Raw genomic sequence first — 21043 nt, 5'->3', positions numbered from 1 at the left:
TAGAAGACGCTGCGCAGCAGCTTGCGGGCGATCGTGCCGACCGTGGTCGAGGTCTGAGCGGTCCGTGCACGCGGCGCCGGGCGGGCCGGGTTGGACGGTGATGTCGGCGCCGAGTGGGGTGAGGAGGTCGGCGTAGCGGGTGGCTTCGGGACCGGAGACGAGCATCGGGGTGCGTATGCCCTTGCCAGGGACCGGGGCCATCAGTGCGACGTCGACGACCTCGACGCCCGTGGTCGCGCGTTCGGCCAGTGTGGCCTTCACGGCCGGTGCGGCGGTGTTGAGGTCGGCCCAGATGGTGCCGGCCTTCAGTGCGGGCAGCGAGGCTTCCAGGGCCGCGATGGCGTCGTGCGCGCTGTTGACGCTGAGCACCAGACTGGCGTCTTGGACGGCGTCGGCGTCGCTTCGTCGTTCCTCCACACCGGACGGTGGCGCCGCGACGGGGTCGTAGCCGCGCACGTCGACGCCCTGGGCGGCCAGGTCGCGGGCGAGCTCACCACCGGCCTCACCGAGCCCGAGCACCGCGATCCTGAGGTCGCTATCCATCCTGGAGGTGCACGACGGGGGTGCCGTGGGTGTGGAAGGTCTCGATGGTCTTGAGGCCCCAGGCCTGGCCCTTGGCGCGCTCCTCCCGGGTCCAGCTGATCGTCTTCCAGTCGGGGGCGAGGATCAGCCGGGCGCCGGCATTGCAGAGCTCGATGCGATTGCCGCCGGGCTCCCAGACGTACAGGAAGAAGGTCTGCTGAATGGCGTGCTTGTGCGGCCCGGTCTCGATGTGCACGCCGGCGTCGAGACAGACGTCGGCGGCCCGCAGGATCTCCTCGCGGGTGTCGGTCGCGAACGCGAGATGGTGCAGGCGGCCGCGGGTGCCGGTCCAGTCCTCGGTGTAGACGAGGTCGTAGCTCTTGTCGCCGAGCGAGAACCAGACGGCCTGCGGGCTGCCGTCGTCCTTGACGATCTGCTCGGTGCAACGGGCGCCGAGGGTGTCGCTCAGGAAGGCGGCGGTCTGCGGCACGTCGGCGGTGAGGTAGTTGACGTGGTCGAGGCGACGCAGGTTCGCTCCCCGTCCCGGATATCTGGCGGCCTGGTTCTTGAGGGCGGGGCGGTCGGTGTCGTCGGCGGTGTACCACTGGACCTCCCAGTAGAGGCCGAGCTCGTGCCCGTCAGGGTCCGCGACGAGCTGCACCTCGCCGAGGTGGTGGGCGTCGGTGACGACGCCGCGATGCAGGCCGGCGGTCTTCGCCGCGTCTGCCAATCTCTCGAGCGCTTGAGGGCTGGCGGCTCGCAGGTAGGTGCGTCCTACGCCGGCGGCGTCCCGCTGGATCAGCCTCACCGTCCAGGACTGGTAGTCGTCCCAGGTGTGCAGGTAGACCGAGGTGGCGTCGCGGTGCACTTCGCGCAGGCCCATCTGGTCGACGAAGAAGTCGCGAGACTTGTCGAGAACCGGCGTGTAGAGCTCGACCGGCCCGACGTGGGCGAGGTCGCGGCGCCGGTCCGGGTCGTCCGTCATGTGCTTGCCTCTCGGTCGCGGGGCCAGACCAGGCCGTCGGACAGCTTGCGGGCGGTGCGGACGACCGTGCTGGAGCGCAGGCGGGTCCGTGGTCCTTCGCCGTCGAGGTGGACGGTCACGTCGAAGGTGCCGGTGGGATGCTCGATCCTGACCAGGGCGTCCTGTCCCGGCGTGCGCACTCCCACGGCCACCGAGACCGCGCCCAGGACTCCGATCGCCGCATGGACCCGGTGCGGGATGAAGGTTCTTGTGGTGACGGTGCCTCCGTGCCGCGGGGGCGAGACGATCGTGATCTTCGGGACCGTGCTGTCGGCGACGTCGCCGAGGCCCATCGCGGGGCCGGCTTCGCGGCGGACGGCCTCCACCATGGAGCGCACGGCCGCGTCGGCCTCCAGCGTGGCCGGCTGCTCGGTGCCGTCGAGGCCGAGGTCTGCGGCGCAAACCAGGACGACCGGCATGCCGGCGTCGACGCAGGTCACCTCGAGGCCGGCGAGCTGGTCGACGACGCGGCCCGTCGGGTAGACCGGGCGGTCGCTGCCCGGGAACTCGAGCTCGATCGGCGCGGCCGGGAACGGGGTGCCGGCCATCGTGGTGTCGCCGGCATAGGTCACCCGGCCGTTCGGGGTGTGGACGCGGGCTCGGGCGTACGACACGGTGGGGTTGCGGATCCGGATGCGCACGTCGGTCGTCTCCCCCGCCGCCGGGACGAGGCCGCGCTCGATGGCGAAGGGTCCGACGCCCGCGAGCAGGTTGCCGCAGGTCTGCGCGTCGGTGACGACCGCCCGGTCGGGCACCACCTGGAGGAAGAGGTAGTCGACGTCGGCCGCGTCGTCGTCCGACGGTGCCACCACGGCGACCTTGCTGGTCAGCGGGTGTCCGCCGCCGATGCCGTCGATCTGGCGCTCGTCGGGCGAACCCATGATCCGCAGGAGCAGGTCCGCGCGGTCCGCCGGGTCGGTGGGGAGGTCGGCGGCGAGGAAGTACGCGCCCTTGGAGCTCCCGCCCCGAAGCTGCATGCAGCGGACCCCGTCGGGAGTCATCGGCCCGGCAGCCGGTCGACGTATTCGACGCCGAGGTCGTGCAGCAGCGGGCGCAGGCCGTAGAGGTCGACCCCGAGGGTGCCGGAGGCGAGCGTGGCGCGTTTGGCCTCCTCGTTGGCGATCCGCTTGGCGGCGGCTTCGGCCACGGCCGCGCCCGCCGGTGCGGCCAGGGTGACGACACCGTCGTCGTCGGCGACCACGATGTCGCCGGGCCGGACGAGCTGACCGGCGGCCACGACAGGCACGTTGACCGAGCCGGGGCTGGCCTTCACCGTGCCCTGGGCGTGGACGGCGGCCGACCAGACCGGGAAGCCCATGGCGCGCAGGGTCGCGAGATCGCGTACGCCCGCGTCGATCACGAGGCCGACCACTCCGCGGGCCGTCAGCGAGGTGGCCAGCAGGTCGCCGACCATGCCGTCCGTGGACGGCGAGGTCGTCGTGACGACCAGGACGTCGCCGGGCTCGCAGACCTCGACCGCAGCGTGGATCATCAGGTTGTCGCCGGGGTGGCAGGACACCGTGATCGCCGAGCCGGAGATCGTGACGCCGGCCTGGCGGGCCTGGATCGCGGGACCGAGCAGCCCGACCCGCCCGGCCGCCTCGTGGACGGTGGCGACGCCGGCCTCGCCCAGCGCGGCGATGACGGCCGGATCGGCGCGGTCGACGCGGCGCACGACGAAGTAGCCAGCCACGGATCGACGGTAGCCATCACCAAGATCGCAGTCAATGCGTCGTGCCGGAGTGGACGAGCACGTCGTACACGAGGTGGACGGGGTCGCCGTTGGTGAGACCGACGAACACCGGCTCGCCCGCGGGCGTGTGGCCGCGCCGCCAGATCTCGTCGAGGGCCGCGTCGCGCGACTCGCGGTGCACGCCGCCGGCCCGGTGGAGATCGAGCACACGGCGGGCGGTGGCGCGGTCCGTGTCGAGCTGGACACGCATCAGCGGCACGGTCACCAACTCCATCGTGAACAGTGTCCATTGAACTTAACAGCGTTAGAGTCCTATCGTGACACGAACCGATTCGGTGTGGCTGCGCTCGGACCCGTCGCCTCGCACCCGCCCGGCACTGAGCCGGCAACGCATCGTCGAAGCCGCGGTGCACCTGCTCGACCGCGACGGCATCGAGAGGTTGACGATGCGCAGCCTCGCCGGACACCTCTCGGTCACGCCGACGGCGCTCTACTGGCACGTGAAGACCAAGGAGGACGTCCTCGACCTGGCGTTCGACCACGTCTTCGCCGACGTTCCAGTGCCGCCGTCGACCGGCGACTGGCGCGCCGACGTCCGCGCCCTGGTCCGTTCGTGGCGGGCGGCCATGCTCCGCCATCCGTGGGCGCCGAGCCTGGTGGGCCGCCCTGCGCTCGGGCCGAACGTGCTCGCCCGCACCGAGTTCCTCCAGGCCGCCTTCGTACGCGGTGGCGTCGCCGGATTGGACCTGACCGTGAAGACGAGGCTGCTGGCCAACTTCGTGATCGGCTCGGCCGTGACCGAGGCCATCTGGCGCCGGGCCGACCCGTCGGCGGCGCGCGGGCGCATCACGGCGGATCCGGCCAGCTATCCGACCTTGACCGCCTCGGGCCACCTCGACGCCGGTCGGTGGAGCGACGACGAGCTGTTCGAGCGGGCGCTCGACGCCATCCTGACGTCGTCCGATCAGTCCAAAGAGGTCCGTTGATTAACGGGTTTGTCGGACAATGTCTGTGTGTCCCTCTTTCCTGCCTCGATGTTCGCACCTGTGGTGCTCGGGTTCTTCGGGCTCGGCACCGGCTACCTGATCTGGGGTCCGCAGGAGCTGTTCCGCTATCCGCGGCGCAGCCCGCAGGACGACCGGGCCACCGGGGTGTGGGGCATCCTGATGCCCGGGTTCTGCCAGTTCCTGGTCGGGATCCTGCTGTTCGTCGGACTGACCTGGTTCCCGGTCTTCACGACGAACCCGGGGCAGTACATGGCGGCGCTGGCGTTCAGCGCGTACGGCATCCACTGGTTCGCCCTGGGTTGGAACCGCGCGCGGGGCAACGACCCGCGACCCAACGGCTACATGGCGATCCCGTTCATCATCGTCTCGGTGCTGGGCGTCGTGGTCTTCTTCGACGCGGGCGCGTGGCCGCTCGGGGTGCTGTTCGGCGGGCTGACCGCGGTCTACATCTGCGAGTTCTTCGCGAGCTTCAAGATCGGCGTGCGGGTCGACGCGGACGGGCGCGAGTCGTCGAACCTCGGCGAGCGGGCACTGGGGGCCACCCACATCCTGGTCGGGCTGTGGCTCATGTACCTGACGTTCGCGACCACGCTCAACGTCGCGTCGGGCTTCGACCTCCCGGCCGCTTGACCAGGTCCGGATTGCCGGCCACGCGGGCCGGATCGCTCGGCCACGCGGGCCGGATCGCTCGGCCACCCGGGCCCCGGATCGCTCAGCCGCGAGGGCCGGATCGCTCAGCCGCGAGGGCCGGATCGCTCGGCCGCGCGGGCCGAGCTATCGGCTCGCGGCGGCCTTGACCTGGCGCATCGCTTCCTTGACGCCGCCGTTCCAGGGCGTGCCGTGGCCCGGGAGCACCCAGGTCGCGTCGAGACCCTCCAGGCGACTCAGTGAGGCGGCGGCCTCCTGCGGGTCGTCGGTGAACGGGGCCGGCTGCGGGCCGTTCTGGCCCGTGAGCACGTGCCGGGTGGTGAGACCGTCACCCACGAAGACCGCGTCGGCGACCGGCGAGTAGACGGCGATGCTGCCCGGCGAGTGCCCCGGCAGCCCGATGATCCGCGGCGCGCCGGGCAGGTCGAGCACCTGGCCGTCCTGGATCTCGACGACCTCGGTCAGGTAGGTGGTGCGCAGGCCGCCGTGGGTGCTCGCGTACCAGAGGAACTTCGACAACGCTCCGACCTTGAAGCTGCCCCAGCTCGCCTTGGACCTGACCTCGCCGCGCGCGCGGGCGGCGTCGGCGGCGTGCACGTAGATCGGGACGCCGCGCTCGCGCCGGAGGCGCTCGGCGAAGCCGATGTGGTCCGTGTCGCCGTGGGTCAGGATGACGCCGCGGATGTCGTCGAGCGACCGGCCCATGCTCGAGAGCTCGGCGGTCAGCTCGTTCCACTGCCCGGCCAGGCCAGCGTCGATCACCGTCACGCCCTCGTCGGTGTCGATCAGGTAGACCGCCACGATGTCGTTGCCGATGCGGTGCAGGTGGGAACCGAGCTTCATGGTCCACCCCTTCCAGATGTCGGGTACGTCGTTTACGATAGCTACGATACATAGCCATCATGGCTATGGGCAATAGCTATCGAGAAAATCCTGGAGCTCGCGATGCCGACGCCGGAGCGGACGTCCCTTGATCAGATCGTGGCGGCGGCCCGCGGGATCCTGGAGTCGGAGGGGCTGGCCCGCCTGACGATGCAGGCGGTGGCCGACCGGGTCGGGGTCCGCGCGCCTTCGCTCTACAAGCGGGTACGCAGCCGTGACGACCTGATCGGCCTGGTCACCGAGGCAACGATCCTCGACCTCGGCGAGCGGATCCGGGCCTTGGACGGCAGCACCGATGCCCGCGCCGACCTGGCCACGCTGGCCCGCGTGTTCCGGGCGTTCGCGCACGAGCACCCGGCCGGCTACCGGTTGATCTTCGGCTGGGGACCGGATGCGGGCCAACCACGCCAGGACGCGTTCGCCAGCGCCAGCGCTCCCCTGCTCAGGATCGCCGAGAGACTGGCCGGGCCGGAGCACGCCCTGTCGGCCGCGCGCACGATCACCGCCTGGGCGACCGGCTTCGTCAGCATGGAGCTGGCCGGCGCCTTCCGGCTCGGTGGCTCGGTCGACGACGCCTTCGACTACGGCATCGCCCACCTGGCCGCCGCCTTCGACCGAGCCGAGGTCGCCTGACCCCTGCCCCCAGCGCTCGCGCCGTTGGACGAAGCTGGCCCATCGCCGGGCCGCGGCACAAGCCGCCCCCGACCGGAGAGGCGCTCTAGCCGTCGACCCACTCAGTGGTCATGGCGTCGCTCGTGTGGATGCAGGTCATGCGCAGCGGGCCGGTGGACGATGCCTTGAAGCCGTGGACCTCGCCCGCCGGCACGACCACGACCGAGCCCGCCTCGGCCTCGATCGTCTCCTTGCCCGCCAGGAACGTTCCCGAGCCCTCGTGGAGGACGAACACCTCCGCGTACGGGTGGGTGTGCGGCTCCGGGCCGTGGCCGGTCGGGCTCGCCTGGATGAAGAACGAGACCGGGACTCCGCCGTGGTCGCGACCGAGGAACGTCCGCGAGGTCGCGTTGCCCGGCAGGTCGTCGTTCTGGATGTGGGTGGCCATTGACGCACGTTAACCCATGACGCGGCTATGTACCTCAGTACACATACCGCAGAACGCGCACGGGCTGCGGGTGCAGCGGCGGTACGGGCGGTCCATTGTGAACTCGCTGCACGGCCTCTGGAGCATCGGCGCGGTGCTCGGCGGCCTGATGGGCGCGGCGGCGGCCGGGTTGCGCCTGCCGCTGGGCCTGCATCTGAGCATCTCGGCGGTGTTGTTCAGCGCGGTCGCTCTGGTCGCCTACCGGTTCCTGCTGCCCGGCCCCGACGAGCACCGCGACGATCCCAGCCCGGTCCACCGTGGACGCTCCTTCGCGACCTGCACACCAGCGCCGCCACCGCCGGTCTGGCCGTGGTCTCGCTCCAGGTGGCCATGACGGTCGGCCGCCTGACCGGTGACCGCATCGTGGACCGCTTCGGCAACGCACCGTCGTCCGCGCCGGCGGGGCGCTGGCCGCGCTCGGCATGGGCGGCGCGATCGCGATGCCGAGCGTCGCCACCACGCTGGTCGGCTTCGCGCTCGCCGGCCTCGGCGTCGCGACCCTGATCCCGGCCGCCATGCACACGGCCGACGAGCTTCCAGGACTCCCACCGGGTACGGGCCTGACCATCGTGAGCTGGCTCCTGCGCGGCGGCTCGCTGCTCTCCCCACTGCTGGTCGGCCTGGTCGCCGACCTGGCCAGCCTGCGCGTCGGCCTACTCACGGTGGTCGTCGCGGGCCTGGTCACCTTCGTCCTGGCCCGCGTGCTCGTGAACAGAGCCTGACGCACGACGAGGACCGCAACGGCCTGGGCTCGCTCATCGTAACTACGCTAGCCGTCATGGCTCTTGCCGATGATCTCCGCGGGTGGAACGACTGGGACGGCGCCGCCTTCAAGCTCGGCAGGACGCTCGGGCTGTTCCAGGGCAACACGTTTCCCGACGTCAAGGGCGTCTTCTGGACCGACAACCCGCTGGGAAACGGACTCCACGACGCCTTGCTGGCGCTCGTCGAGGCCGGGGTGCTCGAGCGACGCGACACGCCGGACGAGCAGTTTCGGTGGCACGAGGGCACATAGCCCTCCTGCGGCCTGGCCGGCGTCCTGCTACTAGTAGAGCTATGAGCCAGCCCAGTTCGTCTGTCACGTTCAGTGAGCTTGCCGGGACTCTCCATCAGGAGGCGTTCGAGTCGGAGTTGTTGCGGGGTAATCCCCTCGGTGACCCGCATGTTCGGCCGCTGTGGGTTTACACGCCTCCCGGGTACGAGGAGTCCACGCAGCGGTATCCCAGCATCTACGTGATCCAGGGCTACACCGGCCAGGTGGCCATGTGGGGCAACCGCCAGCCGTTTCGGCAGCCGTTTGTCGAGACCGCGGACCAGGTGTTCGCAAGCGGGCAGGCGCCTGGGTGCATCCTGGTCTACGTCGACGCCTGGACCGCGTACGGCGGCTCGCAGTTCGTCGACTCCGTCGGCACCGGCAACTACCACTCGTACCTCTGTGACGAGATCGTGCCCTGGGTCGATGCCAACTTCCGCACCATCGCGGACCGGGAGTCGCGGGCCATCAGTGGCAAGTCGTCCGGCGGCTTCGGGGCGATGATCACGCCGATGCTGCGCCCGGACCTGTTCGGGGCGCTGGCCACGCACGCCGGCGACGCGCTCTACGAGTACTGCTACCTCAACGAGTTCGCCAAGGCCGTGCGGTCGCTGCGGGCCTACGACCACGACATCCTCAACTGGTGGAAGGACTTCCAGGGTCGCGTCTCCTTCACCAAGGAGGAGGACATGGTGCTGATCCTGACCCTGGGCTGCTCGGCGGCGTTCTCGCCCGACCTGGACGGCACACCGCGGCTGCCGGTCGACCCGCGCTCCGGCCAGATCATCCCGGAGGTCTGGCAGCGCTGGCTGGACTGGGACCCGGTGCGCATGGTCGACAGGTACGCCGACGAGCTTCGCTCCCTGCGCGCCGTCTGGATCGACGCCGGCACGCGCGACGAGTGGTTCCTCGACCTCGGCGCCGAGGCGTTCAAGGACGGACTCGAGCGGGTCGGACTTCCGGCCGAGCGCATCAACTTCGAGCTGTTCCCCGCGGCGCACGGCGGCATCGACTACCGCTATCCGCTGGCGGTGGCCTGGCTCGCCGACCGCCTGCGCCGCGAGGGCTGACGGACAACGACCCCGGCCGGCACCCGCGTCGCGCTGGCCGGGGTCATCCGGCGCCGCACAGGCGTACGATGAGAGCAACTCGTGCTTTCACCGTGACTCCGCGCTCCCGGGGCCGCAGCGTCTGCCCACTCCGGCCAAGGAGTTCTTCACGTGGCGTACCTCAGCGATACCAACCTGCGAGCCGTTCTGATCGTTCTCCTGGGTCGCATCGGCGGCACCGTCGAGGTGACCAACGGTGAGCTCTACGACGCGATGCTGCCGGACACGGGCGGCGGCGAACGTTTCACCGTCACGGAGATCCACGGTGGGGTCCGCATCTCCATCGCGCCCTCGCGACAGGAACAGTCCGGGTCCAACTGACTCAGGATCCGCGCACGACCTCGCACCGAGGAGCCGATCATGCATATCCGCAGAGGCGACATCGCCAACGCGCTGCGAGCTCGCGGCCAGGACGACCGGGCTGACTGGGTTGACCGCACGCTGCCGGAGCTCGTCGACTCGCGCCGCAACGGTGGCCTGCTGCAACTGCTGAACCTCGACGTGAGCACGCTGCCCGCGGTCGAGGAGCCTACGAAGGGTTGACCCGGGCGAGGAAGCGGCCACCGACCTCGGTGACGTCCTCGGCGGTCCAGTCCAGCGCCGGCGCGGCGACCGTGATCTCGGTCATCGCCAGCCCCGGCACCTCGGTGTCCTGCCAGCGGGCGGCGAACCACACCTTCTCGTCCTCGGCGAGCGCCAGCGCCGCGTCGTTGAGTGCCTCGGCCGTGCCGGGCAGCCAGAGGCGGAAGCGCTGGGTGTGCGGCGGCTCCGGATAGACGCGCGCGCCAGGCAGCGTGGCCAGGGCGGCGGCGACCGTCCGCGCGTGCTCGACGTAGGCGGGGATCAGCGGCAGCTCGCGCCGCAGGCCGACGAGGGCCGTCAGCGCGGCCGGCCACTGCTGAAAGGCCATGCCCCCATAGCGATGACGCCAGACACGGGCGTACGCGGCGAGGTCTTCGCTGCCCGCCAGCGCCGCGCCGCTGATGGCGCCGATCGTCTTGTAGAAGGAGACGTACGTGCTGTCGGCCAGGCCGGCGATCTCGTGCAGTGGGTGACCCAGGTGAACGGTCGACTCCCAGAGGCGGGCGCCGTCGAGGTGCAGTCGCGCACCGGCGGCCCCGGTCGCGGCGGCCACGGCGACGAGCTCGTCCCACGTCGGCAGCACGAACCCGGCGTCGCGCATCGGCAGCTCGACCAGGACGGTCCCCACGGGCTCGGCGAGCGCGGCGATCTCCTCGGCGGTGGGGTTGCGCGGCTCGGTCGTCGGCCAGACGGCCCGCAGGCCGGTGAGGTGGGCATACGCGTGCCGCTCGTGCTTCTCCAGGTGCCCGAGCGGGTGCAGCGCGACCGCATCGCGCCCGCTGTGGTCGGCGCCGTAGCGCAACGCGACCTGCTGGGCCATCGTGCCGGTCGGGAAGAACACGGCGGCCTCGGTGCCGAGCAGCTCGGCCACCCGTTCCTCGAGCGCGGTCAACGGCCCGTCGCCGTAGAAGTCGGGCTGGTCGTCGAGCAGGCCGGACTCCTCCAGCACCGCCACGTGTTCCCGCATCGTCGGAGCGCTGGTGCCGGAAAGGATGCGGTCACAGCCGCGCAGCGCCGCCGCCGTCCGCCGCCGTTTGTTGTCCTCCACGAGCTTGATCGTCGCAGAACCCGACCGGTCAACCGAGGTCGGCCCGGGTGATGGCGCCGCGGGCCATGGCCTCGTTCGCCAGGCGTACGCGTCGCTTCTCCCCCTCGCCGGTTATGCCGAACTTGTCGTAGAGGCGCAGCAGGTGCTGTTTGACCGCCGCCTCGGTGACGACCAGCGCGGCGGCGATCTCCCGGCTGGAGGCCGGCTCGGTGAACATCGCGCCGGCCAGCAGCGGGCGGCACAGGTGCACGAGGACGTCCCGTTCGCGGTTGGTCAGCTCCGGCGCCGGTGCACCCGCCTCGGTGACCTGCCCGAGCGGGACGCGGCCCGAGCGCAGGACAAAACGGGAAGCGCCGGCACGGATCTCGTCGCCGTCGGTGAGCACGCGTTCGTGCCACACGCGCTGGCCGTTGACGAAGGTGCCGTTGCGGGAGCCGAGGTCGCGCACCGACCAGCCGGCCGCGTAGCGCTCGAACACCGCGTGCAGCCGCGACAGGCGGCGGTCGGTGGGCACGGACAGGTCGTTCGACTCGGCGCTGCCGAGGGTGATCCGATCGCCGGCGAGTGGGATCATCGAGGCGCCGCCGGCCGTCCAGACCTCCAGGTAGGCGGTCATCGCCCGGTCAGCTTCACCGCGAACTCGCCTCCGACGCGAGGGCTTCCGACACGGAGCTCGTAGTCGCCCGCCGTCAGGGTGAACGGGCCGGACTGCTGGCACAGGACGCCGGAGGCGACACTGCCCCGCGCGGAGTGGAACAGCTGCCACCTGACGGGGCTGGCGCAGCCCTCGCCGGTCACGTACACGTCGGTGTCGGTGTCGAGATGCAGGCGGTAGGGGCGCACCTCGCCTATCCCGAGCTCGATCAGGCCTTGCTCGGGGAGGCGCACGCCCATCGCGATGACGGTCGCACCGGAGCCGGCGGGCGACGACGCGACCCCAGACCCAGACCCGGACCGGGACCCGGACCGGGACCCGGACCCAGGAACGCCGCTGGACGTCGACGGCTCAGGGCTCTTCTCGTCACCGCCCCACTGCTGGATCAGCGGCGCCGAGGCGATCGCGGCGACCAGCGCCACGGCGGCGACCACCGACAGCACCACCCGCCGGCGGCGCGATCCCACCTCGACCAACGGCCGCTGCAACAACGGCCCGGCCACACCACTGTCGTCGACGCGGGTCGGCGGCGGAGTCCACTGTGTAGACAGGATCCGCGAGCTGGCGTCGATCGGGTCAGCGCCCTCCCCCACGAGGGCGAGCAGCACCTCCCGCGCGCTCGGTCGCCGCCCGGCATCCTTGTCCAACGCCCGCTCGACCAGGTCGCGCAACGGCCGCTCCAGGACGCCGAGCGAAGGCGGATCCGACACGACCCGATGCATCAGCTCCAACGGCGTGCCGGAACCGAACGGCGGCCGACCGTTGGCGGCGAAGGCGACGACCGCCCCCCAGCTGAACACGTCGCTGGCCGGGGTGACCACGCCGCGGAACTGCTCGGGCGCCATGTAGGCCGGCGTGCCGACGACATGCCCCGACTCGGTGAGGCTTTCCTCCACGTCCGGCGCACGCGCGATGCCGAAGTCGATGACCTTGGGACCGACCCGCGACAGCAACACGTTGCTGGGCTTGAGATCGCGGTGCACGACCCCCGCGCCGTGGATCCCGTTGAGCGCGGCCGCGATTCCGATGGCCAGACTGTCCAGCGTGGACCCGCGCATCGGGCCGTCCTGCTTCGCCGCCGCCGTCAGCGTCGGCCCCTCGATGTACTCGGTGACCAGGTAGGCGACGTCGTCGGACACGCCGGCGTCGAGAACCGGGGCGGTGCAGAAGCGGGCGACGCGGCGGGCGGCGGCGGCCTCGGCGGCGAAGCGAGCCCGGAATCGCGCGTCCCGCGCGTACTCCGCCCTGATCAGCTTGACGCACACCAGCCGGCCGTCGCCGTCCTGACCGAGGAACACGACGCCCATGCCGCCCTCGCCGAGCCGGCCCAGCAGCCGCACGCCGCCCACCCGGCGCGGGTCGCCAGGCTGCAGGACCGGCGACGGCGCGCCGGTCCGCTGCGTCGTGCCACCGGCGTCCAGCGTCATCGACCGGCATTCTAACGACCGTCAATCCACGGGTACGCGCAGCGCGCCCTTCTCGTACCGATCCCAGCTGAGCAGGTACGTGCCGTTCGCCGGGGCAGGGACCAGGAAGCAGGCGAGCCCACCGTCGGCCGTCGCGTGCGGCGGCGGATAGATCTGCGCCCGGCTGCAGTTGTCGTCGGTGCCGACCGAGGTGCCGTCGGGCAGCTTGAGCTGCAGGTCACGGTCGAACACCCAGGCGAAGCCGGCGGCGGAGTTGTTGGTGGCCGAGAAGGCGAGCCGCAGGAACTCCTGGCCGGTCGGCGCCTGGCCGTGCAGCCGCGGCTCGTCCGACCGCACCTCCACCGCGGACACGCTCATGAACACGCTGCCGGCCGAGGTGCGTCGGACCTTCCCCTTGACCGGCACCGGCACCGGTTCGAGAGCGACCAGCCCGTCGGGGCCGCTGAACGGCACCGTCGCCTGCCGGTTCGTCGGCTTGCCGGCGATGAGCACCGCCTCGGGGAGGACGAAATGCTCGTCGACCGCGAAGGCGTACGTGCCGGGTTGGCTGCGTTGGGCCGGGACCTCGGGCAGGTCAGACAGCGAGTTGTCGAGCTCAGCGTAGGTGCGGTCGCCGACCGTCAGCAGCACGTCCTCGGTCGGCGTGCCCTCGTGCTCCGGGCTGAGGTTCTGGAAGACACCCTCGACCGTCACGGACTTGCCCGCCCCGGAGGACGACGCGACCACCCGCGCGGTGTTCAACGTGACCTTGAACCCCGCGTACCAGTAGGACTTGTTGATCTCGATCTCGGTGACGGCGGCCGGAGCGGCCGCCGACGGCTCGGCCCCAGATCCGGATCCCGACGCGCCCGGGGACCGCGGCACACAGCCGGTCAAGGTCAACGCGACCGCCAAGGCGGCGATCGGTACTCGCGAACTCCTCATGTGCTCAATATGGCGTCCGGTCGATGTCCGAAGACATGCTCGCGTGGTGACGGTTACCGGACTGTACGGAAAGGCCGCTCTTACCTTCCGGTAAGGCACGAGACTGGGGCCGTGGCGCCATCCGACTCCGTGATCCGCACCCCGGATCAGCGTGTACGGGTCTTCGTCAGCTCGACGCTGAGGGAAATGGCCGAGGAGCGCGCGGTCGTGTCCCAGGCGATCGAGGCGCTGCGGCTCACGCCGGTCATGTTCGAACAGGGCGCGCGCCCACATCCGCCCAGAGCGGTCTACCAGGCCTATCTGGCGCAGAGTGACATCTTCGTCGGGCTTTACTGGGAGCAGTACGGCTGGATCGGGCCGGAGATGGACATCTCGGGCCTCGAGGACGAGTTCGAGCTCGCGAGCGACAAGCCCCGGCTGATCTACGTCAAGGTCCCGGCGCCCGACCGCGACCCACGGCTCGCCGAGCTGATCGCCCGCATCGGCGACGAGGCGCTGGTCACCTTCCGCCAGTTCCGCACCTCCTCCGAGCTGAACCGGCTGGTCAGCCACGACCTGGCGGTCCTGCTCAGTGAGCGGTTCGCCGCCGTGCGCACCTCGACCGGCCGCCGCAGCGGCACCCAGCCGTTGCCGGTGGGGCGCACGTCACTGGTGGGGCGGAGCCAGGCCATCGACGAGGTGGCCGGCCTGCTCGAACGGCCGGACGTGCGGCTGCTGACGATGACCGGCCCGGGCGGGGTCGGCAAGACGCGGCTGGCCGTGGCGGCCGCCGAGCGCGCCCGCGGCCGCTTCAGCGCCGGCGTCGTGTTCGTGCCGCTGGCCGACGTGACCGAGCCCGACCAGGTCGTGGCGGCCATCGCGCGGCAGGTGGGCGCGGACGTCGCCGGCGCGGCCACGCCGACGACCGCCTTGGCGGGCCAGCTCGGCGACGAGAGCTGGCTGCTGGTCCTGGACAACCTGGAACAGGTGGTCGGGGCGGCCGGCGACCTGGGCGAGCTGCTCACGCGCTGTCCCGGGCTGACGATCGTGGCGACCAGCCGCACGGTGCTGGAGCTGCGGGCCGAGCGGGAGTACCCGGTGCCGCCGCTGGAGCTGCCCGCCGACCCCGCCGCCATGCCGATCGAGGAGCTGGTCGAGTCACCGGCCGTGCGGCTGTTCGTCGACCGGGCCAGGGCGGTGCGCTACGACTTCGCCCTCACCCCGCTGAACGCGGTGGCGGTGGCCGAGATCTGCCGGCGGCTGGAGGGTCTGCCGCTGGCGATCGAGCTCGCCGCCGCGCGTACGCGGCTGCTCAGTCCCGCGGCTCTGCTGGAACGCCTGGAGACCTCGCTGGACGCGCTCGGAACGGGTGCGCTGGACCTGCCCGAGCGGCAGCGCACCCTGCGCGCCGCGGTCGAATGGAGTGTGGACCTGCTCGACGCGGCCGAGCGGTCCCTGCTGGAGACCACGGCCGTCTTCGTGGACGGCTGGACGATCGAAGCAGCGGCCGAGGTGGCCGGCATCAGCGAGGACGAGGCGCTCGACCTGACGGACGCGCTGGTCCGGCACAGCCTCGTGCAGCTCGACCACGCCGACGTCGGCACGCGCTGCCGGATGCTCCAGACCGTGCGGATGTTCGTCGCCGAGCGGCTGATGGCCCGCCCCGACGCCGCCGACATCCAGCGCCGACACGCGCAGACCTACAAAGCGCTGGCCATCAGCGCCGACCGTCCGCTGCGCGGCGTCGGGCAGCGGGACTGGGTCGAGCGGTTGCAGACCGAGGCGGGCAACCTGGCCGCCTCGGTGCGCTGGCACCTGGCCCACGACCAAGGCCCGCTCCCCCACCTCTACCGCGTGCTGTGGCCGTTCTGGTCGCAGCGCGACCATCTGGCCGACGCCCGCGCCTGGGTCGACCAGCTGCTGCCGACGGCGGACTCGCTGGACCCGCAGGCCCGCGCGGAGCTGCTGTGGACCGCCACGGTGACCGCGCGGGAGATCGGCGACGACCAGGCGGCCCTGGCCCACCGCGCCCGGCTCGTGCCGCTGCTGCCGCAGATCGAGGACCCGTACCTGCACGCCGCGACCCTGCTGTCGATGGCCTGGACCTCGACGATGATGGGCGACATCGAGGGCGCGCTGCGGGAGGCGCTGGCCGCGCTGGAGGAGTTCCAACCCCAGGACGAGCCGTTGGGTACGGCGTCGTCGGCGCTCACCGCGGGCTCGCTGGAGACCAGCACCGGCCGCCAGGAGGAGGCGCTGAGCCACCTGCGCGACGCGTACGACTGGGCGATGCGGCTCGACAACGCCTGGCTGGCCGCGACCGCGCAGGTGCTGCTGGCCGGCCTCGCCCTGGTGCGGGGCGAGAAGCTGAACGCGCGCATGCTCCTCGACGACGGGTTGGAGCTGAGCCTCGCCGCCTACAGCACGCAACTCGTGACGCTGTGCCTGGCGACGTTCGCGCAGCTGGTGTTCGCGGAGGGCAACCCGGAACGCGCGGCCCTGCTGTCGGGCGCGGCCGACGGGCTGCGGCGGCGGGCCGGGTTGCGGGTGTATCCGTCGCTGCGCCAGCGCGAGGCCGTCCTCACTGGACGGTTGCGCGAGGTGCTGGGCGACGTCGTGTTCGACGCGGCGTTCGCGAAGGGCGGCCGGCTCACGCGCCCGGATGCGGTCGCCGTCGCGCACGAGCCGCCGGGCTGACGGCCGGGAAGGAGCGGCCGGTCAGCTGCTCGGAGACCCGCCACACGCGGTCGGCCTCGTCGGTGCTGCGCAATCGGGAGAACAGGGCCAGTTCGGTGGGCGCGCCGGACACGTTGCCGAGGCCGCCCGGCGCGAAGAGGCGTTCGCCGAGCGCGGCGGGCGACGTGGCGGCGTACAGGGCCGGCAGGGCCGCCGTCTCGGGCGTGCCGAGGATCCCGGCGCGGGAGAGGACGCGGATGGCCCGTACCCCCGCGGTGTCCCTGGGTCGGCCCAGCTCCGGGCGGGCCGCCAGCAGGCTCGTGGGCGCCACGCCCGGATGCGACAGGTTGCTGGTGATGCCCCAGCCGGCCGCCTGGCTGCGCCGGTCCAGCTCCAGGCCGAACAGGCCGAACGCGATCTTCGATTGGCTGTACGCGCGGCCCGCGTGATACGACCGCTCCCAGTTGAGGTCGTCCCAGTTGATGGCGCCCTGGTTGGCCGCGATGCTGATCTGCGACGTCACCCGGGCCTGGCCCGCGCGCAGCAACGGCAACAGGTGGGCCACGAGCGCGAAGTGGCCCAGGTGGTTGCTGCCGAACTGGAGCTCGAACCCGTCCGCGGTAGCCTGCCGGCTGGGTGGGGTCATCACGCCGGCGTTGTTGACGAGGAGGTGGATCGGACGATCCTCGGCAACCAGGGAGGCACCCAGCGCCGCGACCGAGTCCAACGACGACAGATCGAGGTCGCGCAGGGAGACGGTGGCGTCCGGACACCGCTGCTTGACGATCGCGATCGCCGCCGTTCCCTTCGCCCGGTTGCGGACCGGCATGACGACCTCGGCCCCCGCGGCGGCGAGGCGGGTCGCCAGTCGCAGTCCGACGCCGTCGCTGGCACCGGTGACGACGGCCAGTTTCCCGGACAGGTCAGGAACCGTCAGGTCGGATCGATTGCGTGTCATCGTGCTGCTCTCCTTGTTCGCTCGGTCTCGACTCAGGCTGCACGGGATTCGCGGCCGTAACCACGGCCTGACGATCAGCGGCTCCGCGGTCCGTGAAGGGGGGATCGCCAGGCCCAGGCTGCGGCCGGCAACCGGTGATAGAAACGAGAGCGAGGGGGAAACCGCCGTGATCGACCGAGTTGGGCTCGCCGAGTTCCTGCGTCGCCGTCGTGAGTCGCTCCAGCCGGAGGACGTCGGTCTGCCGCGCGGGCAGCGGCGCCGGACGACCGGGCTGCGCCGCGAGGAGGTGGCCACGCTCTGCCACATCTCGACCGACTACTACAGCCGCCTGGAGCGGGAGCGCGGGCCGCACCCGTCACCGCAGATGATCGCCTCGATCGCCCAGGGGCTGCACCTGTCCCTCGACGAGCGCGACCACCTGTTCCGTCTCGCGGGCCACAACCCACCCACGCGGGGCGCGATCAGCGAGCACATCAGCCCCGGGGTGCTGCGCATCCTCGACCGGCTCTCCGACACCCCGGCGGAGGTCGTCACGGAGCTCGGTGAGACGCTGCGGCAGACGCCGCTGGCGGTCGCGCTGACCGGCGACCTGACCCGCTACACCGGGCCGGAGCGGAGCATCGGCTACCGGTGGTTCACCGACCCGGAGACCCGCGCCCTGTACCACCCCGACGACCACGCCCTGCACTCCCGCGTGTTCGCCTCCGGGCTCCGCAAGCTGGTCACGCTGCGCGGGCCGGACTCCTGGGCCGCGCACCTGCAACGCCTGCTGTTCGAGCGCAGCGAGGAGTTCCGCACGGTGTGGGACGAGCACGAGGTCGGCATCGGCTACAACGACGTCAAGCGTCTGCTGCACCCCGAGGTCGGCCTGCTCGAGCTCAGGTGCCAGTCGCTGCTGGACCCCGAGCAGTCGCACATCCTGCTCGTCTACACGGCCGTGCCGGGCACCGAGAGCTACGAGCGACTGCAGCTGCTCTCGGTCATCGGCAGTCGATTCAGCGTTGCTTAGTCAGCAGGCGCATGACGTCGAGCGCGTGTGAGGCCGGGAAGCGGATCGGGTGGAAGACGTGCTCGATCACGTCGTCGGCGACGATCAGGGTCAACCGCTTGTAGAGCGTCATCTCGTCCGCGGTGAACGTGGGCAGTCCCAGCGCGGTCGCCAGGGTCAGGCGCGGGTCCGGGATCAGCGGGTACGGCAGCCGCAGGCGATGCACGAGCTCGCGCTGGTAGCCGGTGGACTGTGCGGACAAGCCGTAGACGCGCCGCGCGCCGGCTGTCAGGAGCTCCGCGTGGTGGTCACGGAACCAGGCCGGCTGCTCCCCCTGCGCCCCGTGCACCTCGAGCATGCTGTTGGGCAGATCGACGCCCGGACGACCGGTCAACGGATAGACGAAGATGACGCTGCGCCCTGGCCCGAGCGCGTGCAGGTCGACCGGCCGCCCGTCCGTGGCGTAGAAGGTCAGCGCCGGCAGGGTGCGGCCGACCAGGTCGTGCGGGTCGGCGGCCGCGATCGGCTCACCGGGGACGACGCGGCCGGCCGCCGCGTCGAGACGGGCGTTGAGGGCGTCGCGTTGGGCGGTGAGCTTGCCGATGCGCTCCTGGATGGCGGTGATCGTGCCGCGATAGGTGGCCAGGGCGGCCGCGCAGACGTCGGCGTCGTCCGACCCGGCGGCGATGGACTCGACGAACGGGCGGGTCTCCTCGACGCTGAGCCCGAGCGTCGTCAGCTCGCGGATCTGGGCGACCATGCGGACCGCGATCGGGTCGTACTCGCGGTAGCCGTTGCCGAGGCGGCGCGGCACGACGAGCCCGACAGACTCGTAGTAGCGCAGCGCCCGGATGGTCGTGCCGGTCCTGCGCGCCAGCTCTCCCACCCGCACGGGCCGATGCTAAACCCGGACCCCGGGGTACGGGTCAAGCGGCTTGACCCGCACCCTGAGGTGCGGGTTTAGCGTCGCCGCATGATCAAGGGCGACTTCGACTACGAGACCAACGGCCACGGCTACGCGCGGCGGCGCCGACCCGACCCCCGCATCGCGGCGATGATCCATTCTGCGCTGGGCAACGCCCGGACCGTCCTGAACGTCGGCGCGGGTGCGGGCTCCTACGAACCCGACGACCGCTACGTCGTCGCGGTGGAGCCCTCGGCCCGCATGCGCGCCCAGCGGCCGGCGACCGCCGTGCCCGCGCTGGACGCCGCCGCCGAGCACCTGCCGTTCGACGACGACGCCTTCGACGCGGTGATGGCCACGGTCACCGTGCACCAGTGGGCCGACACGGCCCGCGGGCTGGCCGAGCTGCGCCGGGTCGCCCGCGGCCCGGTGGTCGTTCTCACCTTCGACGGCGACCTCCTCGACCGCTTCTGGCTCGCCGGGTACGTCCCGGAGCTGGTGACCGTGGAACGCCGCCGCTACCCCCCGATCTCCGCGATCGCGCGGGCGATCGGCTCGGAGACCACGGTGCTCGACGTGCCGATTCCCATCGACTGCGTGGACGGGTTCACGGAGGCCTACTACGCCCGGCCGGAGCGGTTCCTCGACCCGGACGTCCGGGCCGCCCAGTCCGCGTGGGGCTTCGTCGACTCGCTCGCGACGGCCCGCGCCGTCGACCGGCTGAGCGGCGACCTGGCGTCCGGAGCCTGGGACGCGCGCCACGGACACCTGCGCGGCCAGCCGACCTTCAGCGGCTCCTTGCGCCTGGTGGTCGGCCGGCCATGACCGGCACCGGGCATCAGCCGCCGTTGGCGGAGAAGTGCATGTAGTCCTTGAGCGTGCGGTAGTCGCCGCCCCACTGCCAGCCGACCGAGGCGAAGGCCCGCGCCGCCGCGTTGCCGCGCTCCGCCATCCCCGGCAGCACCCTGGTGCGGTCCAGGTAGGAGGTGGCGAGCTCCGGCAGCACGACCTTGGCCTTCCGGTACGGGTTCTGGAACGGGTTGAGGTCCACGGCGAGTCCGTACGAGTGTTGCGACCAGGCCTGCTGGCCCCGCACCGGTCGGCAGGCGAACGCCTCGGTGGTGTTGCCGTCCCCCGTCGACGGCGCGTTCATCTCGGCGGTGCTGGAGATGTGCATGCGTTCGATCGGGAAGTCGGCCGCGAAGAGCTGTCGGAAGACCTTGATCAGGTCCGTGGCCGCCTTGGCGTTGACCAGCAGCTCGCCCGTGTGGGCGCGGCCGTCGAAACCCCGGAAGCTGACCGTGAGGTAGCGCAGGTCCGTCGCCTTCACCGGGCAGGCGCTGGTCCAGCTCGACCGGGCCAGCACGTCGGCCGGCACGGCGCGGTTCGTGGCGTGGAATCGGCCGTCGGGCGGCGGCGGCAGGTCGTCGACGGTGATGATCGAGCGGTTGCGCAGCTCGGGCGGTGTGGGCTGCGCCACGCCCGCCTTCAGGACCCGCGTGCCCAGCCAGCCTGGTGCGGGAGTGGCGTTCCCCACCCGCGTGATCGTGGGGCTCGGCGACGGTGACGCGGCCGGCGAGGGCGACGACGGGGACGGCGTCGGCGGCGCGGCCGGCGTGGTGGTGGTGACCGCCCGGTCGGCCGTCGGCGCGGCCTTGACGCCCGAACACGCGCCCAGGGCAAGGCTGACGCAGCCGATCAGGAACAGCAGGAGTGCCGCCCGCACGCCAGTTTTCGGCATCTCCGTCCGTCTCCGTCCTGATCACTCACCGCGCTGCCTCGAACCGCGGGCAAGCGTACGCGGTCTGACCTGCGGATCCGGGTTACGCGGCAGTACCTCCGCGCACGGCATGCAACATATTGAATGTGGCAGGCTTTCGGGGTT

25 protein-coding genes and 1 pseudogene are annotated in these 21043 nt (G+C 71.6%); 12 read left to right on the top strand and 14 right to left on the bottom strand.

Annotated features, from left to right (window positions below; genetic code table 11):
- Positions 1 to 261: 261 nt before the first annotated feature.
- From AB0J88_RS22495 to AB0J88_RS22475, 5 genes and pseudogenes are all read right to left on the bottom strand, one after another.
- A pseudogene (locus tag AB0J88_RS22495) lies at positions 262 to 543 on the bottom strand (NAD(P)-binding domain-containing protein); the annotation flags it as partial.
- Entirely contained in the window at positions 536 to 1507 is a 972-nt protein-coding gene (locus AB0J88_RS22490) for a VOC family protein (RefSeq protein ID WP_364360762.1), read from the bottom strand. The gene AB0J88_RS22490 and the pseudogene AB0J88_RS22495, both read right to left, overlap by 8 nt.
- Positions 1504 to 2523 carry a PrpF domain-containing protein gene (locus tag AB0J88_RS22485; RefSeq protein WP_364360764.1) on the bottom strand — a complete coding sequence of 340 codons (1020 nt, stop codon included), beginning with the start codon at positions 2521 to 2523 and terminating at the stop codon, positions 1504 to 1506. Before AB0J88_RS22485 ends, AB0J88_RS22490 begins: the two co-directional genes overlap by 4 nt.
- Positions 2524 to 2543: 20 nt before the next feature.
- Positions 2544 to 3239: a 4-carboxy-4-hydroxy-2-oxoadipate aldolase/oxaloacetate decarboxylase gene (locus tag AB0J88_RS22480; protein ID WP_364360766.1), complete on the bottom strand. Its 696-nt coding sequence runs from the start codon at positions 3237 to 3239 to the stop codon at positions 2544 to 2546.
- Positions 3240 to 3270: 31 nt separating this feature from the next.
- The gene (locus AB0J88_RS22475) at positions 3271 to 3513 is read right to left on the bottom strand and encodes a hypothetical protein (RefSeq protein ID WP_364360768.1); all 243 of its coding nucleotides are present in this window, start codon (positions 3511 to 3513) and stop codon (positions 3271 to 3273) included.
- Between the two features lie 43 nt (positions 3514 to 3556).
- Between AB0J88_RS22475 and AB0J88_RS22470 the strand changes: the two genes are divergently transcribed.
- Together AB0J88_RS22470 and AB0J88_RS22465 are read left to right on the top strand one after the other, a co-directional pair.
- The gene (locus AB0J88_RS22470) at positions 3557 to 4225 is read left to right on the top strand and encodes a TetR/AcrR family transcriptional regulator C-terminal domain-containing protein (RefSeq protein ID WP_364360770.1); all 669 of its coding nucleotides are present in this window, start codon (positions 3557 to 3559) and stop codon (positions 4223 to 4225) included.
- A 48-nt stretch (positions 4226 to 4273) separates the two neighbouring features.
- A complete protein-coding gene (locus AB0J88_RS22465; protein WP_364360772.1) occupies positions 4274 to 4876 on the top strand; it encodes a hypothetical protein in 603 nt (200 codons plus the stop codon).
- Between the two features lie 144 nt (positions 4877 to 5020).
- Here the strand turns inward: AB0J88_RS22465 and AB0J88_RS22460 are convergent, their stop codons facing one another.
- Positions 5021 to 5737: an MBL fold metallo-hydrolase gene (locus AB0J88_RS22460; RefSeq protein ID WP_364360774.1), complete on the bottom strand. Its 717-nt coding sequence runs from the start codon at positions 5735 to 5737 to the stop codon at positions 5021 to 5023.
- Between the two features lie 102 nt (positions 5738 to 5839).
- Here AB0J88_RS22460 and AB0J88_RS22455 point away from each other — a divergent pair, with 102 nt between their 5' ends.
- Complete coding sequence (locus AB0J88_RS22455) at positions 5840 to 6409, top strand: TetR/AcrR family transcriptional regulator (RefSeq protein WP_364360776.1); 570 nt, start codon at positions 5840 to 5842, stop codon at positions 6407 to 6409.
- 85 nt (positions 6410 to 6494) lie between these two features.
- On the opposite strand, the gene AB0J88_RS22450 is transcribed toward AB0J88_RS22455, so the two are convergent.
- Positions 6495 to 6836, bottom strand: coding sequence for a cupin domain-containing protein (locus AB0J88_RS22450; RefSeq protein WP_364360778.1), 342 nt, complete (start codon positions 6834 to 6836; stop codon positions 6495 to 6497).
- A 16-nt stretch (positions 6837 to 6852) separates the two neighbouring features.
- Here AB0J88_RS22450 and AB0J88_RS22445 point away from each other — a divergent pair, with 16 nt between their 5' ends.
- The 6 genes from AB0J88_RS22445 (at position 6853) to AB0J88_RS22420 (ending at position 9560) form a co-directional block, all read left to right on the top strand.
- Positions 6853 to 7209 carry a hypothetical protein gene (locus AB0J88_RS22445; protein WP_364360780.1) on the top strand — a complete coding sequence of 119 codons (357 nt, stop codon included), beginning with the start codon at positions 6853 to 6855 and terminating at the stop codon, positions 7207 to 7209.
- A gap of 88 nt (positions 7210 to 7297) precedes the next feature.
- Positions 7298 to 7597 (top strand): hypothetical protein, encoded by a 300-nt coding sequence (locus tag AB0J88_RS22440; RefSeq protein ID WP_364360782.1) that lies wholly within the window; start codon positions 7298 to 7300, stop codon positions 7595 to 7597.
- Between the two features lie 56 nt (positions 7598 to 7653).
- Entirely contained in the window at positions 7654 to 7890 is a 237-nt protein-coding gene (locus tag AB0J88_RS22435; protein WP_364360784.1) for a hypothetical protein, read from the top strand.
- A gap of 41 nt (positions 7891 to 7931) precedes the next feature.
- Positions 7932 to 8978, top strand: a complete 1047-nt coding sequence (locus AB0J88_RS22430) for an alpha/beta hydrolase-fold protein (RefSeq protein WP_364360786.1) — start codon at positions 7932 to 7934, stop codon at positions 8976 to 8978.
- A 150-nt stretch (positions 8979 to 9128) separates the two neighbouring features.
- A complete protein-coding gene (locus tag AB0J88_RS22425) occupies positions 9129 to 9338 on the top strand; it encodes a hypothetical protein (RefSeq protein ID WP_364360788.1) in 210 nt (69 codons plus the stop codon).
- Between the two features lie 39 nt (positions 9339 to 9377).
- Complete coding sequence (locus AB0J88_RS22420) at positions 9378 to 9560, top strand: hypothetical protein (RefSeq protein WP_364360789.1); 183 nt, start codon at positions 9378 to 9380, stop codon at positions 9558 to 9560.
- On the opposite strand, the gene AB0J88_RS22415 is transcribed toward AB0J88_RS22420, so the two are convergent.
- Genes AB0J88_RS22415 through AB0J88_RS22400 form a run of 4 tightly spaced genes read right to left on the bottom strand, consistent with a single transcriptional unit; the run spans position 9547 to position 13653 of the window.
- On the bottom strand, positions 9547 to 10647 hold the full coding sequence (locus tag AB0J88_RS22415) for a beta-eliminating lyase-related protein (protein ID WP_364360791.1): 1101 nt from the start codon (positions 10645 to 10647) through the stop codon (positions 9547 to 9549). The two genes, AB0J88_RS22420 and AB0J88_RS22415, sit on opposite strands and share 14 nt — an antisense overlap.
- A 28-nt stretch (positions 10648 to 10675) precedes the next feature.
- Positions 10676 to 11263, bottom strand: a complete 588-nt coding sequence (locus AB0J88_RS22410) for an FHA domain-containing protein (RefSeq protein ID WP_364360793.1) — start codon at positions 11261 to 11263, stop codon at positions 10676 to 10678.
- Positions 11260 to 12729, bottom strand: coding sequence for a serine/threonine-protein kinase (locus AB0J88_RS22405; protein ID WP_364360795.1), 1470 nt, complete (start codon positions 12727 to 12729; stop codon positions 11260 to 11262). Before AB0J88_RS22405 ends, AB0J88_RS22410 begins: the two co-directional genes overlap by 4 nt.
- 21 nt (positions 12730 to 12750) lie before the next feature.
- On the bottom strand, positions 12751 to 13653 hold the full coding sequence (locus AB0J88_RS22400; RefSeq protein WP_364360797.1) for a hypothetical protein: 903 nt from the start codon (positions 13651 to 13653) through the stop codon (positions 12751 to 12753).
- Between the two features lie 111 nt (positions 13654 to 13764).
- Here AB0J88_RS22400 and AB0J88_RS22395 point away from each other — a divergent pair, with 111 nt between their 5' ends.
- Entirely contained in the window at positions 13765 to 16329 is a 2565-nt protein-coding gene (locus AB0J88_RS22395; RefSeq protein WP_364360799.1) for a DUF4062 domain-containing protein, read from the top strand.
- Here the strand turns inward: AB0J88_RS22395 and AB0J88_RS22390 are convergent.
- The gene (locus tag AB0J88_RS22390) at positions 16283 to 17266 is read right to left on the bottom strand and encodes an SDR family oxidoreductase (protein WP_364360801.1); all 984 of its coding nucleotides are present in this window, start codon (positions 17264 to 17266) and stop codon (positions 16283 to 16285) included. The two genes, AB0J88_RS22395 and AB0J88_RS22390, sit on opposite strands and share 47 nt — an antisense overlap.
- A gap of 166 nt (positions 17267 to 17432) precedes the next feature.
- Here AB0J88_RS22390 and AB0J88_RS22385 point away from each other — a divergent pair, with 166 nt between their 5' ends.
- The gene (locus AB0J88_RS22385) at positions 17433 to 18275 is read left to right on the top strand and encodes a helix-turn-helix transcriptional regulator (RefSeq protein ID WP_364360803.1); all 843 of its coding nucleotides are present in this window, start codon (positions 17433 to 17435) and stop codon (positions 18273 to 18275) included.
- Here AB0J88_RS22385 and AB0J88_RS22380 read toward each other — a convergent pair.
- The gene (locus AB0J88_RS22380; RefSeq protein ID WP_364360805.1) at positions 18262 to 19146 is read right to left on the bottom strand and encodes a MerR family transcriptional regulator; all 885 of its coding nucleotides are present in this window, start codon (positions 19144 to 19146) and stop codon (positions 18262 to 18264) included. The genes AB0J88_RS22385 and AB0J88_RS22380 overlap by 14 nt on opposite strands.
- 81 nt (positions 19147 to 19227) lie before the next feature.
- Here AB0J88_RS22380 and AB0J88_RS22375 point away from each other — a divergent pair, with 81 nt between their 5' ends.
- Positions 19228 to 19983, top strand: a complete 756-nt coding sequence (locus AB0J88_RS22375; protein WP_364360807.1) for a class I SAM-dependent methyltransferase — start codon at positions 19228 to 19230, stop codon at positions 19981 to 19983.
- A 13-nt stretch (positions 19984 to 19996) separates the two neighbouring features.
- On the opposite strand, the gene AB0J88_RS22370 is transcribed toward AB0J88_RS22375, so the two are convergent.
- Positions 19997 to 20899, bottom strand: coding sequence for a M15 family metallopeptidase (locus AB0J88_RS22370; RefSeq protein ID WP_364360809.1), 903 nt, complete (start codon positions 20897 to 20899; stop codon positions 19997 to 19999).
- Positions 20900 to 21043: the final 144 nt, after the last annotated feature.

Source organism: Asanoa sp. NPDC049475 (assembly GCF_040676915.1).
Classification (GTDB): domain Bacteria; phylum Actinomycetota; class Actinomycetes; order Mycobacteriales; family Micromonosporaceae; genus Asanoa.
Note: the sequence above shows the minus strand (reverse complement) of the source record. Positions and strands in the feature narration are given on the sequence as shown.